This is a genomic window from Flagellimonas yonaguniensis, from assembly GCF_029193885.1.
Lineage (GTDB): Bacteria > Bacteroidota > Bacteroidia > Flavobacteriales > Flavobacteriaceae > Flagellimonas > Flagellimonas yonaguniensis.
Map to the genome: position 1 here is coordinate 41,008 of NZ_JARFVB010000006.1, position 16,605 is coordinate 57,612.

Here is a 16,605-nt window from a genome sequence, read left to right on the forward strand (position 1 = left end):
CGCTGGGGCCTTTAGGCAGCAAAACATTTATCCATAAACCACAAATGCGATGGAAGAAAATTTTAGGGATTCCATAGGCACAATCACACAAGAAGGGAAAAGGAATTTTATTTTCCCAAAGAAACCCAGTGGGCGTTATTACGATTACCGAAAGTATGTAAGTTACTTTCTGCTGATTTTCTTGATAGCAGCCCCTTTTGTCAAGATCAATGGGCACCAATTCTTAATGTTCAACGTGCTGGATAGGCGGTTCAATATTTTTGGACTTCCCTTTTGGCCCCAGGACTTTCACTTGGTGGTGGTGTCCATGATCATAGGAGTTATTTTCATCGCACTGTTTACGGTCGCTTACGGTCGTATTTTCTGTGGATGGATGTGTCCCCAGACCATTTTTTTGGAAATGGTCTTCCGTCGCATCGAATATTGGATCGATGGTGACAGGGGTGCACAAATGCGATTGGCCAAAGCACCGTGGACTGGTAAAAAGATTCGAAAAAGAGTATTGAAGTGGTTTATTTTCTTCCTTATCTCCTTTTTCATTGCCAATGTTTTCTTGGCATACTTAATTGGTAGTGATCAATTGATTGCCTACATCACTGACGGTCCAATGGCGCACTTGAGTACTATGATTCCGTTGTTGATTTTCACAGGAGTGTTCTATTTCATCTTTGCGTGGTTCAGGGAACAGGTATGTATTATCGCCTGTCCTTACGGTCGATTGCAAGGAGTGCTTTTGGACGATAAATCCATTGTAGTGGCATATGATCATAAACGTGGAGAAGGTGAAAGCGGGCGTAAAAAATTTAGAAAAAATGAAGACCGCGACGCTCTGGGACATGGTGATTGTATCGACTGTTTTCAATGCGTGAATGTCTGTCCAACAGGAATAGACATCCGGAACGGGACACAATTGGAATGTGTAAACTGTACCGCCTGTATTGATGAGTGCGATCACATTATGGAGAGCATCGATAAACCCAAAGGGTTGATTCGATACGCTAGTGAAGATGAGATCACCAACAACAACAAGTTTCAGTTTACCGCACGTATGAAAGGCTATACCGCAGTACTTGTCGTGCTAATAGGTATCCTCGTTGGTATGTTGTTCATGCGGAACGAGGTCGAGGCGAATGTACTGCGCTTACCTGGGCAGTTGTACGAGCGCAAGGAGAACAATATCATCAGTAACGTGTACACCTATAAATTAGTGAACAAAACCACAAAGGATATCGAAAATGTATCTTTTGAACTGATGTCGCACAACGGGGAAATCAAAATGGTGTCCCATGACAAGTTCACGGTTCCAGCAGAGGAGCTTGCGGAAGGAACGTTGTTCATCGAAATAAATGCTTCGGCATTGAACGGCGATAAGGATAAATTGAAGATAGGGGTTTACAGTGGGGATAAACTCATAGAAACCACGGTAACCCAGTTTTTGGCACCGAGGAGTTATAATTAAAAAAGAAAGAGATGAAAATTAATTGGGGAACGGGAATCGTGCTGGCATTTATTGGCTTTATAGGCTTCATCCTATATTTTGTGATAAGGATGAGTACCGATGATAGTGCCAACCACGATTTGGTGACGGAAGAATATTATAAGAAAGAATTGTCTTACCAACAGGAGATAGATGCATCAAAAACCGCTACGGAAATGAATGCCAACCTAAAGGTTCAAAAAACAGATGAAGGATTGATGATTTATTTTCCAGAGCGTTTCGACCCCAAAAAGATAAGAGGAACAGTGTCCCTATACAGACCGTCTAACAAGCACTTGGATACCAACTTTCCTATAAGTTTGTCCAAAACACATTTGCTCATACCTGACAATCGCTTGGTGGACGGTCGCTGGGACATTTCCATAAACTGGGAATACGAAGGTGACTCCTTTTTGCATAAAGAAAAATTGGTGTACTGATCATGTTGACCTCTGCGCTGGTTCTGGGACTTTTGGGAAGTCTGCACTGCTTGGGCATGTGCGGGCCAATAGCCTTTATGTTGCCTTTGGACCAGACCAATCAGGTTAAGAAGACTGCACAGTTGTCCATTTACCACTTTGGCAGACTATTGGCATACGGGGTCATTGGAGTGCTTTTTGGGCTTTTGGGCAAGGGATTGTCCTTGTTTGGCATTCAGCAGAAACTTTCCATTGGTATTGGTGTACTCATGATTATTCTAGTTCTGATTCCAGGAAAATACCTGAACGGACATAAACTATTGTCACCCATATATTCAATTATCGGCAAGGTAAAATCCAAACTTGGGGCCGAACTCAAAAAAAAGACACCTGATACCTTTTTGACCATTGGTTTTTTGAACGGCTTTTTACCCTGCGGTTTGGTCTATATGGCACTTTTGGGAGCCATCGCCATGGGCAGTCCATTGAAGGGGGGGCTTTACATGATGATCTTTGGTCTGGGGACCGTGCCATTAATGTCCTTGGTGGTATATTCCAAAGGAATGTTCAGTACATCTATAAAATCGAGAATACAAAAAATGATACCGGTATTTGTGGTCATCATAGGTATTTTGTTTATTGTTCGTGGACTGGGATTGGGAATACCCTATGTTTCTCCCAAACAGGCCCCAACAGATTCAGTTTCGGCGACCATAGAATGCCATCAACCCTAAAAAATCAAATCCATAATGAAAATCACATCAGCGAAAGAGGCGGTAGGAATTGTTAAATCAGGAGACCGGGTCTTTTTCCAAGGGGCGGCCATGACCCCTAACGAATTGATCGATGCCTTGTGCGATAGGCATGAGGAAGTTAATAATGTCGAGATTATTTCCATTCACACCGAAGGAGATGCAAAATATACCAGAAAACCCTATAGTGATGCTTTTGCGTTAAATGCCTGTTTTGTTGGCGGAAATGTAAGGAGTTATGTAAACACGTACATGGGGGATTACATTCCGGTTTTTTTGAGTGAAATACCTTGGTTGTTTGCCGACGAGTATCTTCCACTTGATGTGGCCTTTGTTCAGGTATCCCCACCGGACAAGCATGGATATTGTTCTTTGGGAGTGTCGGTCGACGTTGCTTTGCCAGCGGTAAGAACGGCAAAAAAAATCGTAGCACAAATAAATCCCCATGTACCGCGTACCCATGGGACCGGAATCGTGCACATCGATGAGATATCCTACGCCATAGAGGTAGATAGACCGATTCACGAACATAATCCGACCGAGATATCAGGAGTGGAGCATGAAATTGGCAGACATGTGGCCTCACTTATTGAGGACGGGGCTACGCTACAAATGGGAATTGGAAGCATACCCGATGCAGTACTGTCCAACTTAGGGAACCATAAAAACCTGGGCATCCATACCGAAATGTTCTCCGATGGGGTATTGCCTTTGTTGGAAAGTGGTGTGATCAATGGAAAGGAAAAGGCAGTAAAACGAGGTAAAATAGTAGCTTGTTTTGCTGTAGGGTCCCGAAAGCTTTATGATTTTATCGATGACAACCCCATATGCGATTTTAGGGACTCCGGTTATACCAATGATACGGCAAGAATCCGTAGAAATCCTAAGGCAACTGCTATCAATAGTGCCATTGAAATAGACCTTACCGGTCAGGTTTGTGCGGATACTATAGGAGGTTACCAATTTTCCGGAGTGGGGGGGCAAATGGATTTTATGCGGGGAGCTTCGCTTTCTAAAGGAGGAAAGCCCATTATCGCCATGTCCGCCACTACCAAAAAAGGTGTTTCCAAGATAACCCCATTTTTAAAACAAGGTGCAGGTGTTACCACTACGCGTGCACATATGCACTATGTGGCCACCGAATTTGGTGTGGTAAATCTTTTTGGAAAGAATTTGCAACAGCGTGCCAAAGCACTTATTTCCATTGCGCATCCCGATCATAGGGAGGATTTGGAAAAAGCGGCTTATGAACGATTTCATGGTTAAACCTGGAGAGTAAAGCAATAAAAAAGGGGGCAATTTTAAAATTGCCCCCTTTTATTTGAATTACATGAAACCAATCAAAAATGCAATCCATTAAATTTTAAAGGTGATCACAGGAGCTTCTGAGTGGTTGGCAATATCTTCGCCAATGCTTCCCATAAAGAAGTGGGATAAACCTCTTCTGCCATGTGTTGGAATACCGATAAGGTCTGCACCTATATTGTTACTATAGTTGATTACACCTTTTTCTACGGTATAGTCATTATAAATTTCGACTTCCATACCTTCCTTGGCTTCGTTCAAAAACTCGGAGATTTTGGCGTTGGCATCATCAGAGCTCATAAATTCATCTCCAGGGGTATTGATATAGACCAAGTGCAGTTTTGAACCCAATAGTTCGGCCATTTCTTTGGCTTTTTTAAGGGCAGGAACACTTTCCTTCTCAAAATCACAGGCAAACACAAATTCTTTTGGTACAAAATCCTCGGCTTCATTGCCTTTGATGACCAAAACGGGGACATCGGAAGTTCTAACCACTCTTTCGGTGTTGGAACCAATAAAGATCTCCTGTAGGCCATCGGCACCATTAGACCCCATGACAATAAGGTCTGCCTTGTGTTTTTCGGCCACTTCGGCCACCTCGCTGAACACTTTATAGTGTTTGATTACGGGCGTAACTTTGATATCTTTTAAATAGGGTTTGTCCAAAAAGTCGGAAAACCTTTGTTCTCCCAATTTGATAAGGTGCACCACCTGCTCTTGGGAAATATATCCGGATTCCCCCATAATGGCGGGAGAAAGCTCCAACATATGGAGCACATATAGCTCAGCTTTTTGTTGCTTGGCTAAGGAAGCGGCCACTTTTAAGGCTTTTTCTGATTGATTTGAGAAATCGACCGGTACGATTATACTTTTCATTTTATTGCTTTTTTGGGTTAAACGGTCATGGAAAATATTCGGGTATTTGGTTTTTTTCTGTACATTTTAAGATCAAAGGCCATGCTGATGTTTCTTACAAAAGGTCTTCCTTTGTGGGTAACCTTAATGTTTTTGTTGTTGATATCGACCAGTCCGTCCGCTTCCATTTCGGATAGGTTGGCCAATATGTTCTCAAAATCGACGACCTCTTCTTCATAAGCATTCCATGTGGTCTCGAACTGGCACATGATATTGAGGATATGTCTTCTCAATATTTCGTCTTCATCATTTAAAATATGCCCCCTAAAAATAGGAATAACTCCATGCGAAACCAAATTTTGATATTCTTCCACATTCTTCACATTTTGGGCAAAGCCATACCAACTATCGCTGATACTGGAAGCTCCCAGGCCAACCATAAGTGTGGTTTTGGATGGGGTATAGCCCATAAAGTTTCGGTGCAGGGTGCCATTTTCCAAAGCTTTGTACAAACTATCGGTGGGTAAGGCGAAATGGTCCATGCCAACATCCTTATAGCTAAAATCCGTAAGCATTTTTTTGCCCATTTCGTACTGTGCTTTTTTTTCAATGGAAGATGGGAGGTCCTCTTCTTTATATCCACGCTGACCATTCCCCTTGAGCCAAGGTACATGGGCATAGCTATAAAAAGCTATTCTATCTGGTTTAATGGCGTTGGTTTTTATGATAGTGGTCTCCACATCGGAACAATCCTGGAAAGGTAGGCCGTAGATAATATCGTGCCCTACCGAAGTATATCCGATTTCCCTGGCCCATTCCGTAACATTTTTTACGTTTTCAAAAGGTTGGATTCTGTTAATTGCCCGTTGTACAGTAAGGTTATAATCCTGTACACCAAAACACACCCTTCTAAACCCAACACCGTAGAGTGCCTGCAAATGCTCTTTTGTAGTATTGTTGGGGTGTCCTTCAAAACTAAATTCAATATCATCCGTCTTTTTGCTGAGACGAACAATACCGTTGATCAACATTTGTAGGTTTTCCGGAGAAAAGAAGGTGGGGGTGCCGCCTCCCAAATGGAGTTCTTTGATAACGGGTTTAGACCCCATCAAGTCGACGTACAGTTCCCATTCCTTTAAAACCGCTGATATATAAGGCCCTTCCACTTCGTGGCGTTTAGTGATGCGTTTGTGGCATCCACAAAAGGTGCACATACTTTCGCAAAAGGGTAGGTGTATGTACACACTGATCCCCTCATCTGGGCTTTCCCCGAAAGCCTTGAGCACACTGGATTTCCATTTTTTTCCTGAAAAACTTTCAATGTCCCAATACGGCACAGTGGGATAACTCGTGTATCGAGGGCCTGGAACATTGTATTTTTGAACTAATTCGCACATAAGCTGCATACCATTACATTATAGTTCAAAATTACTTTTGATGGTTTGCAAAAAACATGATAATTGTCAGTCGGGGTGTGTGCAATATCGAAAAATGAAGGTTCAAGCCTGATGGGTATCATGTTTTTCGCCTTCTTAAGACCGTATCTTTAAGGATTAGGATTGACAGTTAATTTAATTCCAATGGGAGAACATATCAAGAATAGTACGTTTGACGAAGAAGAGAGAAAAGTGTTCGTACAGCAGTTGATCGATGATATCCAAGCTTTGGAGGACATGATCCAAAACGGATTGATCGAGGACGATATCGTGCGTATTGGGGCCGAACAGGAGATGTGCTTGATAAAAAACGACTACAGGCCCTCATCAAATTCGTTGGACATTATAAAAGATTTGGACGATGGCCATTATACCACTGAATTTGCCACCTATAATATCGAGGCCAACCTGGATCCCTTCAAATTGGAGAAGGATTGTTTTAGCTCTGTCGAAGGGCAATTGACAGGATTGGTGGATAAAGTGAAAAAAACGGCGTCAAAGCACAATACCAAGGTGCTTTTGACGGGTATTCTCCCCACCATCAGCAAGGACGAGCTGGGAATGGACTATATGACCCCAATTCCAAGATATTACAGAATCAATGAAGTATTGAAAGCTTGGCGGGGTAATGACTTTACGGTAAGGATCAAAGGGGCCGATGAGCTATCCCTCCACCACGATTCCGTGCTTTTTGAAGCCTGTAACACCAGTTTTCAGCTACATCTACAAATACCTCCACAAGATTTCATGAAAAGTTACAATTGGGCACAGGCCATTTCAGGGCCAGTTTTGGGAATCTGTTGCAATTCCCCCTTGCTTTTGGGCAAAGAACTCTGGAGGGAAACACGTATTGCCCTGTTCCAGCAAAGTTTGGATACGCGCATTTGGACCAAGGCATTGAGGGAGGAAGTGGCCAGGGTCGGATTTGGGCAACGGTGGCACAAAAATTCCGTGACCGATATTTTTAAGCAGGACATATCCACACACCGTATTCTATTGACCAAGCCCATTCAAAACAACTCTTTGGATCTGCTTGAACAAGGCGAGATACCGAAACTGGAAGCCCTTAGCTTGTTCAACAGTACGGTGTATCGTTGGAACCGTCCTTGCTATGGGGTCGGTAATGGCAAGCCACATCTGCGCATTGAGAACAGATATATCCCAGCAGGTCCTACCATACTGGATGAAATGGCCAACTTTGCTTTTTGGGTCGGACTCATGGCAGGTAGACCCAAAAAGTATGATGATATCCCCAGCTTAATGGATTTTAGAACAGCTAAACTCAATTTTTTAAGGGCGGCCACCAGTGGCAGGCATGCCATGTTTTCTTGGATGGGAAAGGCGATGACGGCCAAAAAAATAGTACGGGAAGAACTTTTGCCAATTGCATACGAAGGACTCCGAAAATTCAATATTGACGAGAAGGATATCACAAGATTACTGGGGATTATCGAGGAGCGTACAAAAGGGGGGACTGGAGCCGAATGGCAGATAAATAATTTTAGCGAGCTGAGAAAACAAATGAAGTTGGACAGTGCCATTGTCCAATTGACACGGTCTATGTACAAAAACCAGCAAACGAATCTGCCCGTGCATCAATGGAAGCCCATTGATAAAATGACGGAAACCAAGGAGTCCTTTCATAGAGTGGGCCAAATTATGTCCACAAAGCTCTTGAAACTATATGAAGATGATTACGCAAACTTGGCCCTGGCCATCATGAAATGGAACAATATCCATCACATCCCCGTGGAAAACGGAAAAGGGGAATTGGCGGGACTACTTACATGGAGCCATATCGAAAAGTTCGAGCAACTGGACAAAAAAGAAGCCCGGGTATCCGATATTATGGTAAAAAATGTGATAAGTGTAACGCCCAGAACAGAAATAGAAGCAGCAACAAAAATGATGGAAAAACACCAAATAGGATGTTTGCCGGTTTGTGTGGATGCCCATATCGTGGGAATCATCAGTAAAAAAGATTTGTAGCCATGTCCCAAGTTCACAGTATAGCATTGGAAGAGACCGTAAAGATTGATAGGGTCATCGACCATATAGTTGGAATCAAAGAAGGACCAACAATGGTGTTCTTTGGAGGCATCCATGGAAATGAACCGGCAGGCGTCTTCGCTCTAAGACAGGTTTTTGATGAAATAAGGTCAAAAAAACTGAGCGTAAAAGGCGAGATCTATGCCATTTCGGGAAATTTGGGAGCCCTGAAAACCCAGGAGCGTTTTCAGCAGGAGGATTTGAACAGGATTTGGTTACCTGACCGTATCGAGAACATTATCGAAAAGAAGGAAATTCATCATAACGAGGAAAATGAACTGAGTCAGCTTTACCTTTTGATACAGGATATCCTTGAAAACAGCAATCCACCATTTTATTTTTTGGACCTGCACACAACATCGAGCGATACCATTCCTTTTATGATTTTGAACGATAGTCTGCTCAACCGAAAATACGGGTCCAACTATCCATTGCCCATAATTTTAGGGATAGAGGAGTACCTGAAGGGAGCATTGTTGAGTTATATCAACGAGCTTGGTTATGTTTCCCTTGGTTTTGAAAGTGGCCAACATGATGATGGAAAGGCGATACGGAACAGTGTTGATTTTATATGGTATTCCTTGGTCTTGACACAATCCTTGGATGTTACCGAACAGGAAAGGGAATCGCTTAGGAAAAAGATTTCCAATACAGGGAAGGATTCCCATACCTTCTATGAAATTTATCATCAGCACGATATAGGGACCCAAAGCGATTTTGAAATGTTTCCAGGATTTTCCAATTTTCAAAAAGTGCCAAAGGGAGTAGGTTTGGCCCTTGTGGATGGCGTGGAATTGAAAACGACCCAAAAACGGCAAATATTTATGCCTTTATATCAAAAACAAGGTAACGAGGGCTTCTATTTTATCAGGCCCATACCTAAAATTTGGTTATGGTTGTCCAAGAAATTGAGAAGGATCAAAGTAGATCATATTCTTGTGAAATTACCCGGAGTGGAATGGGCAGACGATAAAAGGGATACCTTGGTGGTAGATCAACGGATTGCCCGCTTTTTAGCCAAATCCTTTCTTCACTTATTGGGATACAGGGCACGAAGATTTGATAAGGCCCATTTAATGGCCAAAAACAGGGAGCGTGCTTCCAAACATGCAGAATACACCGATACCCTTTGGTTTAAACAATAAAAAAGGCCCAAGTGAATTCACTTGGGCCTTTTTTGGGTTATCTATGTTCGGTGTTTTTAATTCTGCATGATAAAGTTTATCGGTATGCTGTATTTTACACTTACAGCTTTACCACGTTGCTGGCCGGGTTTTACTTTGGGTAAGGAAGCTATGATACGTTCAGCCTCTTTTTCCAAAAGTTTGTCAGGACCTCTTTTTTGGATGCCACTTACCTTTCCTTGATTATCGATGACAAACTGTACATATACTTTGCCCGTAATCCCCATTTCTAAAGCTGATGCTGGATAATTAAAATTATTTTTAATGTGCTCCTGTACTTTTTGGTTGAAGCATTCTTTGCGTTCCGCTTGTGATTCGTAAACTTCACATCCAGGAAAAACGGGCACATATTCAATTATTGCAAAGGGTACCACAATTTCCTCCTCCACTTCTTCCACGTTTACATCCTCGATTCGTACCACGGCATCCTCGACAAAGGTCTCTTGGCTACTCTCGGTACTTTCAATTACGGTTTCTTTTACATCTTCCACATCCTCCACGATTTCAATCACATTCGGTGCCGATGGCGGTGGTGGCGGTGGAGTGGTTCTGATTATTTCTGTAATGGGAACATCTTCCTTAAGCTCATCGGTTACCTGTACAACTTCTGAAACTTTGGATTCCTCTTCATAGAACTTTACTTCAAAGGATTGCCATGTCATGAACAATACCGAAGTAAGTCCTATCATGAAATAAAGACTGCTGTTACGTCCAATTTCTGCGTTTGGGTTCTTTTTTGGTTTCATGACTTCTACTATTTAACTATGTTAAAGGTAGTCCTCTTCCTTTTGGGAAAATATGATAATAATCAGGTTTTGAAGAAGCGGGAAATAGCTTTGTTTTGAATGACTTATGTTATTTATCGGTTTGGAGTGCCAAATCGTTTTTGGTAAGGTCGATATTGAAAGAAAGGCTCAATCTAATCATATCCTCGTTATAATTTTTAAACCTTCGGTTGAAGTATCCGATATCCGCTTTTAAATTGGGCGTGATTTCTCGACCAACGCCAACAAAAATTCTATTCTGACCATACGTATTTCCTTCCAAATTAAGAAACAGTTCATCAAAGGCCTTAAAATAGACATCCTTATATATAGGTCGAACATATTGAAGACGGTATCTGATCCTATTGTTCACTTTAGGATCTTCTGTATTGATGAGCCTTCGGTTTTCAAAACGAACTCGATGAGCCAGGGAATTATCGTTGAACTTGGATTTTAAGGTGTACTCTCCATATAGCCAAAGTTGGTTGGTGTTGACCACATCGTTGGGCTCTAGATAGGAGTTGGAGTTGAGCAAGGCAAACCCACCTGTAAAAGTGGAAGCCTTGCTTATTTTGTACGATGCCCCGGTTCTAAAAAAGAAAAATCCATATTTGTCCAGCATGTGGTGATGGCGAATAATTCCAACGGCAGGGATGCTCCAATCTTCATGGATTTTCGCGTTGCCACAAAGTACCAACCAGGAACCATATTCATTTTCTTCTGAATTTTGGGCATGACCGGGTTGGGCTAAAAGGATGGTGAGCACTATGGAACAAAGCAATCCTGAACAATACTTTGTGAACTCCATAATCAGTGGTTTTTGATTGTTGGAGTACAAAGGTTTCCATTAAAACCAACGGCAAAGTATGATACTTATCATAGATTGCCCTTTTTTGATGAAAATGTGCTGTTCTGGGGTTATTTTTTCTTTTTTGTCTCCCAAATGAGGGCAGCGGCTCCACAAATGGCGGCAGTTTTCCCCTCCATACTGGAATGCAGGAGCTTCACTTTGCTCTTGTACACATCCAATAGGAAACCATTGAAGTATTTTTCCAAAGGGGTCATGATCCATTTGCCACTATTGGTAAGACCGCCCATTAAAATAAATGCTTCGGGCTGGGTAAAGGCCGTAAAATTCGCCAATGCTTGGGCCATTATGCGAGCAGTGTAGTCAAATGCCTTAAGTGCAATTTCATCCCCTTCTTCGGCCGCTTGGGTAATGTCCTCGCCATGGAGGTCGTTGTAGGCAATATCCCTGAATCTACTATCAACGAGATATTTGCTTTGCATGTACATTACAGTACGCTTTAATCCCGTTGCGGACACATAGGCTTCCAATCCACCTTTTACTCCGAGTCCTGTCAACCTACCATCTCCAATGGTCATATCCACATGGCCCAGCTCTCCTGCAAAACCATCGTACCCATCAATAAGTTGACCGTTGGCCACTATTCCAGCGCCAAAACCGGTCCCCAAGGTTATCACAATAAAATCCGTCATGTGCTTTGCTCCTCCAAACAACATTTCGCCCAATGCGGCTGCACTGGCATCGTTCATTATTCTGATGGGCATGTCCAATCGTTGCTCAAGCAGTTTTACCAAGGGGACACTCCCTTTCCAAGCCAAATTACTGGCATTTTCAATAGTGCCGTTTTTGCTGGAAGCATTTGGGGCGCCTATACCACATCCAATTATGTTGGCCCCTTCCCCAAATTGCTCTAAAAGTTCATCAACAGTGGATTTTATTTTGTCCAGATAATTATCAAGGTTGGGATATTCCTTGGTCCTAAAAAAGGTTTTTTCGTAGCATTCGCCATGTTCATTTACCAAACCGATCTTGGTTTTGGTTCCTCCTATGTCAATTCCTATTACTAAATCCATATTTAAAGTCGCGTTATTTTAGGGTTTTTAAATATAACCATTATGGTAGCAATAAAATAACCCTTAAGACTTTTATAGCGACTGATTTTTTGGTAATATCAGGGCGAAAAGTTGAAAACCCTGACTTCTGTCATGTTTTAGGTCATAGGTCGATTCTACTTTTGAATCAAGAATTGAAATCAATAAATATAATAGGTATGAGCAGTTTAAATAAAATATTAATTCCTTTTGATTTTTCCGAAGCATCGGTCAACGCTTTGGAGTATGTGGTCAATTTTGTGGGGACCGAAAAATCCATCGGTATTTTAGGCCTTTATGTGAGTAAGATGCCCATAAGTGATTCCGATAATGAAAAGTTAGGGAAGGATTTCTCCAAACTGATGGATTCATTTGGTGTGAGATTGAAAGTTGCTTCCGAATTCAAGACAGAAACCGGTAAAGTGATCAGTACCATACTTGCCGCACAGGAAAAAAGCAATGCCGATTTGATCATGATGGGGACCATGGGCGATAAAGTTACCGATGAAGCCATTACAAACACCTCAAAATTGGTGCTGGAGGCCAATTGCCCCGTGATATCGATTCCTTATGGAACGAGCATAAAGGAACCCAAGAACATCGCCTTGGTAATGGGCGGTGAAAAAATTGATGACAAAGCGGTTTTGGGAACCCTACTGGATGTAGCCAGAACTTTTGATGCCCGTGTACATGTACTGACCATTTACAAGGATTCTGTGTACGATGAACAAGCCATTAAGGAATCCAACGAGAATCTATTGGAATACTATTTGGAGCATTTTTATGCGGACCACACCTTTAGTAAAAATGAAGATGTGGAGCAAGGTATCCTGGATTATATCAAAGAAAAAAACATCGACCTTTTAACCATATTGCCCCGTAACCATACCGAAAAAAGTACCCCTTCGGAAGGTAGGTTGACAAAACTGTTGACCCTGCACTCTGAGATACCGGTATTGGCTCTGGACTAAACCTTGACCTTGTAAAGCATGCTGCCACTGCTGATTATTTTAGGCATTACGATTTTATTGTTTGTGTGGGGGAAATTCCCTCCCGATGTCGTGGCCCTCATGGCGATGTTATCGCTCTTTCTCACTGGAATTTTGGACTTGGGCGAGACCTTGGCGGGGTTCAGTAACCCAACGGTGATCATGATCGCCGCCCTTTTCATTATTGGGGAGGGACTCTCTAGAACTGGGTGGACTGCAATGGCCGGGCAATACTTCGTGAAATGGGCGAGAAGGAACATTTCACGCTTATTGGTCATTGTAACCCTTGGTTCAAGTGTGTTGTCCGGGTTTGTGAGCAATACAGGTACGGTAGCGGCATTGCTACCGGTTACGGTAACCGCAGCATGGAATGCAGGTACGTTGCCATCAAAATTATTGATTCCCGTAGCCTTTGGGTCCAATACGGGTGGACTGTTGACCTTGACGGGTACACCACCCAACATTATTGTGAGCAATGCATTGGTCGAGAATGGGTTTACTGGTTTTTCGTTCTTTGAATTTGGCTTGATAGGACTTCCACTCCTGATTATTTCCGTGCTCTATTTTAGATACGTAGGTTATAAGTTGCTTCCAAATCACAGGACCAACAATAAGCCAATGGCCATTGACCAAGAAATGCACAAATGGATAGAGAATTATAGTATTGGTGATAACCTTTACCGATTGCGCATCCGTTCCATGTCGCAATTGATCAATACCAAAATAGGGGATTGGAATTTTGAAAGTGAACACAAGGTGTCAGTAATGCGGCTAAAACGAAGACATCCCAACAAACTGCACAGAATCCCGCAATTTGTGGAAATGCCCGGTCTGGATACCGAAATGCGCTATCACGATATCATTACCGTAAAGGGTGAGCCAGAGGATGTGGATAAGTTGGTCTTGAAGTTTCATTTGGGGGTTATTCCATTGAAACCCGAAAAAGATATGCTCAAAAAAGAGCTGATCAATCAGGAGGTGGGCATGGCGGAAATGATCATTACCCCAAAGTCGGTATTTGTGGGCAAGACCATTAACTTGGGCCATTACCTTCGTCAGGCTGGAGTGCAACTTTTGGCCTTGTCGCGGGACAATGCCCCATTAACAGGTAAGATAAAAATCAAGGCCGGAGATGCCTTTGTCATCCGTGGTCAGTGGGAAAATATCATCGCGCTGAAATCCATGTACGAAAATCTGGTGATTTCCGGAAGTCCCGAAGCCCTGTCCAAAAATGTGGACCAATTGACCACAAGGAGCTATATCGCTCTGGGAACCTTGGTGCTGATGATTCTCCTTTTGGTATTTAAAATATTGCCTGGAGCCATTGCCGCATTGGTATGCGCAGGAATCATGATGTTGACCGGTTGTGTGCCCATAAGCAAAGCTTACAAAGGAATCAGTTGGACGAGCGTGGTCATGATCGCGGCCATGATCCCCATGGGGTTGGCCTTGCAAAAAACTGGCGTGGCACAGTTGGCGGCCAATAGCTTGGTGGACACTTTGGGAAGCATTCACCCAGTAGCTTTGTTGGCAGGTATTTTCTTGTTGACAGCAGCCTTTAGCCAGACCATAAACAACTCCGCGACAGCGGTATTGATGGCGCCGATAGCGATAATGGCATCGATGACACTTGGGGTTTCGCCGAAACCTTTCATGATAGCCGTTGCCATAAGTGCATCCACCGCATTCTTGACCCCTGTGGGAACCACCACCAATGCCATGGTAATGGGCGCAGGTGGATATAAGTTTATTGATTATGTAAAAGTAGGTGGGCCTTTGCTACTACTTTTTTTTATTGCAACATTAGTATTGGTTCCATGGATATGGAGCTTCTAACCATTAAAACAAAAAAAATATGAGCACAACCAAAGACCTAAGTAAGTATGGACTGAAAAATGTCCAAGCACAATGGAATCTTGATGCCGAAACGCTACAAAAACTAACAGTCGAAAAGGGCATGGGGGTAGAGACCGAAAATGGTACCCTTTGTGTGAACACAGGCAAATTTACCGGTAGATCTCCGAAAGACCGTTTTTTGGTAAAGGACGATTACACCAAGGACAAAGTTTGGTGGGGTAGGATCAACAAGCCCGTTTCTCCTGAAAACTTTGATAAATTGTATGATGAGGTAGCCAACTATCTCAATGGCAAAGAAGTTTTTGTAAGGGATGCCTATGTATGCGCGGACCCAAAATACAGAATGAGTGTGAGGACCATCACGGAATATCCATGGTCTAATTACTTCGTCAAGAATATGTTTCTGCGTTTGGATGAGAGCGACCTTGAAGACTTTGAAGAAGAATGGCTGGTGTTGTGTGCTCCGGGGTATGAAGCACAGAACCCTTCCGAATACGGTATTTTGAGTGGTAATTTCTCCGTACTCAACTTTACCAAAAAAATCGCCTTGGTAGCAGGTTCCGCCTACACCGGGGAAATTAAAAAGGGTATTTTCTCAGCATTGAACCTTATTCTTCCGACCGAGAAAGAGGTGCTGCCGATGCACTGCTCCGCTAATGTAGGCGAAGCAGGGGATACCGCCATTTTCTTTGGATTGTCAGGGACAGGTAAAACCACCTTGTCCGCCGACCCGGAACGTAAACTCATTGGGGACGATGAGCACGGCTGGACCAAAGAAGATACCATCTTCAATTTTGAGGGCGGATGCTATGCCAAGGTGATCGATCTTACCGAAGAAAAGGAGCCGGACATCTTTAGGGCCATCCGACCTGGGGCGTTGTTGGAAAATGTGATGTTCAAAGAAGGAACCAAAGAGGTGGATTATTTTGATAGCACCATTACCCAGAACACAAGGGTAAGCTATCCTATTTTCCATATCGATAACATTCAAGAACCTTCCTACGCATCCAACCCTAAAAATATCTTTTTCTTAACTTGTGATGCCTTTGGGGTATTGCCACCGGTATCCAAATTGACTCCTGGTCAAGCGGCATACCATTTTATTTCTGGGTATACAGCTAAAGTGGCGGGAACCGAGGCTGGTATTACCGAGCCAGTTCCATCGTTCTCCGCATGTTTTGGGGAGCCATTTATGCCATTGCACCCAGCGGTATATGCAGAAATGCTGAGCGAAAAAATGAAGGCCTCCGGAGTTAACGTCTGGTTGGTAAATACTGGATGGAGCGGAGGACCTTACGGAGTGGGGTCCAGAATCAAGCTTAAATATACAAGAGCAATGATTTCCGCCATTCTGGAAGATAAATTGGACGATGTGGACTTTGATACACACCCGATTTTTGGTTTGCACATGCCAAAATATTGTCCAGGTGTGCCAACAGAGATTTTGGATCCAATGAACACTTGGTTGCAGAAAGGAGCGTATGTGAGCAAGGCCATTCAGTTGGCGCACTCGTTCCACATCAACTTTGATAAATTTGCAAGTCAAGCATCTGATGAGATCATGAACGGGGGACCGCTCATTGATTCGCACCACAGCTTGACAGAACACTTATAAGAAC

The 16,605-nt window shown here is 43.0% G+C and carries 14 protein-coding genes; 9 read left to right on the forward strand and 5 right to left on the reverse strand.

Annotated elements, in window-relative coordinates; all coding sequences use genetic code 11:
- The first annotated feature begins 49 nt into the window (after positions 1-49).
- The 4 genes from ccoG to PY092_RS11470 are packed head-to-tail and all read left to right on the forward strand — an operon-like array spanning position 50 to position 3,914.
- Complete coding sequence (gene ccoG / locus PY092_RS11455) at positions 50-1,459, forward strand: cytochrome c oxidase accessory protein CcoG (protein ID WP_275615947.1); 1,410 nt, start codon at positions 50-52, stop codon at positions 1,457-1,459.
- Between the two features lie 11 nt (positions 1,460-1,470).
- Positions 1,471-1,917 carry a FixH family protein gene (locus PY092_RS11460; protein WP_275615948.1) on the forward strand — a complete coding sequence of 149 codons (447 nt, stop codon included), beginning with the start codon at positions 1,471-1,473 and terminating at the stop codon, positions 1,915-1,917.
- 2 nt (positions 1,918-1,919) lie between these two features.
- On the forward strand, positions 1,920-2,630 hold the full coding sequence (locus tag PY092_RS11465) for a sulfite exporter TauE/SafE family protein (RefSeq protein WP_275615949.1): 711 nt from the start codon (positions 1,920-1,922) through the stop codon (positions 2,628-2,630).
- Between the two features lie 15 nt (positions 2,631-2,645).
- Entirely contained in the window at positions 2,646-3,914 is a 1,269-nt protein-coding gene (locus tag PY092_RS11470; RefSeq protein ID WP_275615950.1) for an acetyl-CoA hydrolase/transferase family protein, read from the forward strand.
- A 90-nt stretch (positions 3,915-4,004) separates the two neighbouring features.
- Here PY092_RS11470 and PY092_RS11475 read toward each other — a convergent pair whose 3' ends face one another.
- Complete coding sequence (locus tag PY092_RS11475; RefSeq protein ID WP_275615951.1) at positions 4,005-4,829, reverse strand: universal stress protein; 825 nt, start codon at positions 4,827-4,829, stop codon at positions 4,005-4,007.
- Positions 4,830-4,846: 17 nt separating this feature from the next.
- Positions 4,847-6,205 carry an oxygen-independent coproporphyrinogen III oxidase gene (gene hemN, locus PY092_RS11480; RefSeq protein ID WP_275615952.1) on the reverse strand — a complete coding sequence of 453 codons (1,359 nt, stop codon included), beginning with the start codon at positions 6,203-6,205 and terminating at the stop codon, positions 4,847-4,849.
- 183 nt (positions 6,206-6,388) lie between these two features.
- Here hemN and PY092_RS11485 point away from each other — a divergent pair, with 183 nt between their 5' ends.
- Positions 6,389-8,233: a CBS domain-containing protein gene (locus tag PY092_RS11485; protein WP_275615953.1), complete on the forward strand. Its 1,845-nt coding sequence runs from the start codon at positions 6,389-6,391 to the stop codon at positions 8,231-8,233.
- A 2-nt stretch (positions 8,234-8,235) separates the two neighbouring features.
- Positions 8,236-9,438 (forward strand): succinylglutamate desuccinylase/aspartoacylase family protein, encoded by a 1,203-nt coding sequence (locus tag PY092_RS11490; RefSeq protein ID WP_275615954.1) that lies wholly within the window; start codon positions 8,236-8,238, stop codon positions 9,436-9,438.
- A 56-nt stretch (positions 9,439-9,494) separates the two neighbouring features.
- On the opposite strand, the gene PY092_RS11495 is transcribed toward PY092_RS11490, so the two are convergent.
- The 3 genes from PY092_RS11495 to PY092_RS11505 all read right to left on the reverse strand — a co-directional run bounded on the left by PY092_RS11495 (position 9,495) and on the right by PY092_RS11505 (position 12,122).
- Positions 9,495-10,223, reverse strand: a complete 729-nt coding sequence (locus tag PY092_RS11495; RefSeq protein ID WP_275615955.1) for an energy transducer TonB — start codon at positions 10,221-10,223, stop codon at positions 9,495-9,497.
- Between the two features lie 109 nt (positions 10,224-10,332).
- Entirely contained in the window at positions 10,333-11,049 is a 717-nt protein-coding gene (locus PY092_RS11500; RefSeq protein WP_275615956.1) for a DUF2490 domain-containing protein, read from the reverse strand.
- Between the two features lie 110 nt (positions 11,050-11,159).
- Complete coding sequence (locus PY092_RS11505; RefSeq protein ID WP_275615957.1) at positions 11,160-12,122, reverse strand: ROK family protein; 963 nt, start codon at positions 12,120-12,122, stop codon at positions 11,160-11,162.
- A 197-nt stretch (positions 12,123-12,319) separates the two neighbouring features.
- Here PY092_RS11505 and PY092_RS11510 point away from each other — a divergent pair, with 197 nt between their 5' ends.
- Genes PY092_RS11510 through pckA form a run of 3 tightly spaced genes read left to right on the forward strand, consistent with a single transcriptional unit; the run spans position 12,320 to position 16,601 of the window.
- A complete protein-coding gene (locus tag PY092_RS11510; protein WP_275615958.1) occupies positions 12,320-13,111 on the forward strand; it encodes a universal stress protein in 792 nt (263 codons plus the stop codon).
- Between the two features lie 18 nt (positions 13,112-13,129).
- Positions 13,130-14,965 (forward strand): SLC13 family permease, encoded by a 1,836-nt coding sequence (locus tag PY092_RS11515; RefSeq protein ID WP_275615959.1) that lies wholly within the window; start codon positions 13,130-13,132, stop codon positions 14,963-14,965.
- Positions 14,966-14,984: 19 nt separating this feature from the next.
- Positions 14,985-16,601 (forward strand): phosphoenolpyruvate carboxykinase (ATP), encoded by a 1,617-nt coding sequence (pckA, locus tag PY092_RS11520; RefSeq protein ID WP_275615960.1) that lies wholly within the window; start codon positions 14,985-14,987, stop codon positions 16,599-16,601.
- Positions 16,602-16,605: the final 4 nt, after the last annotated feature.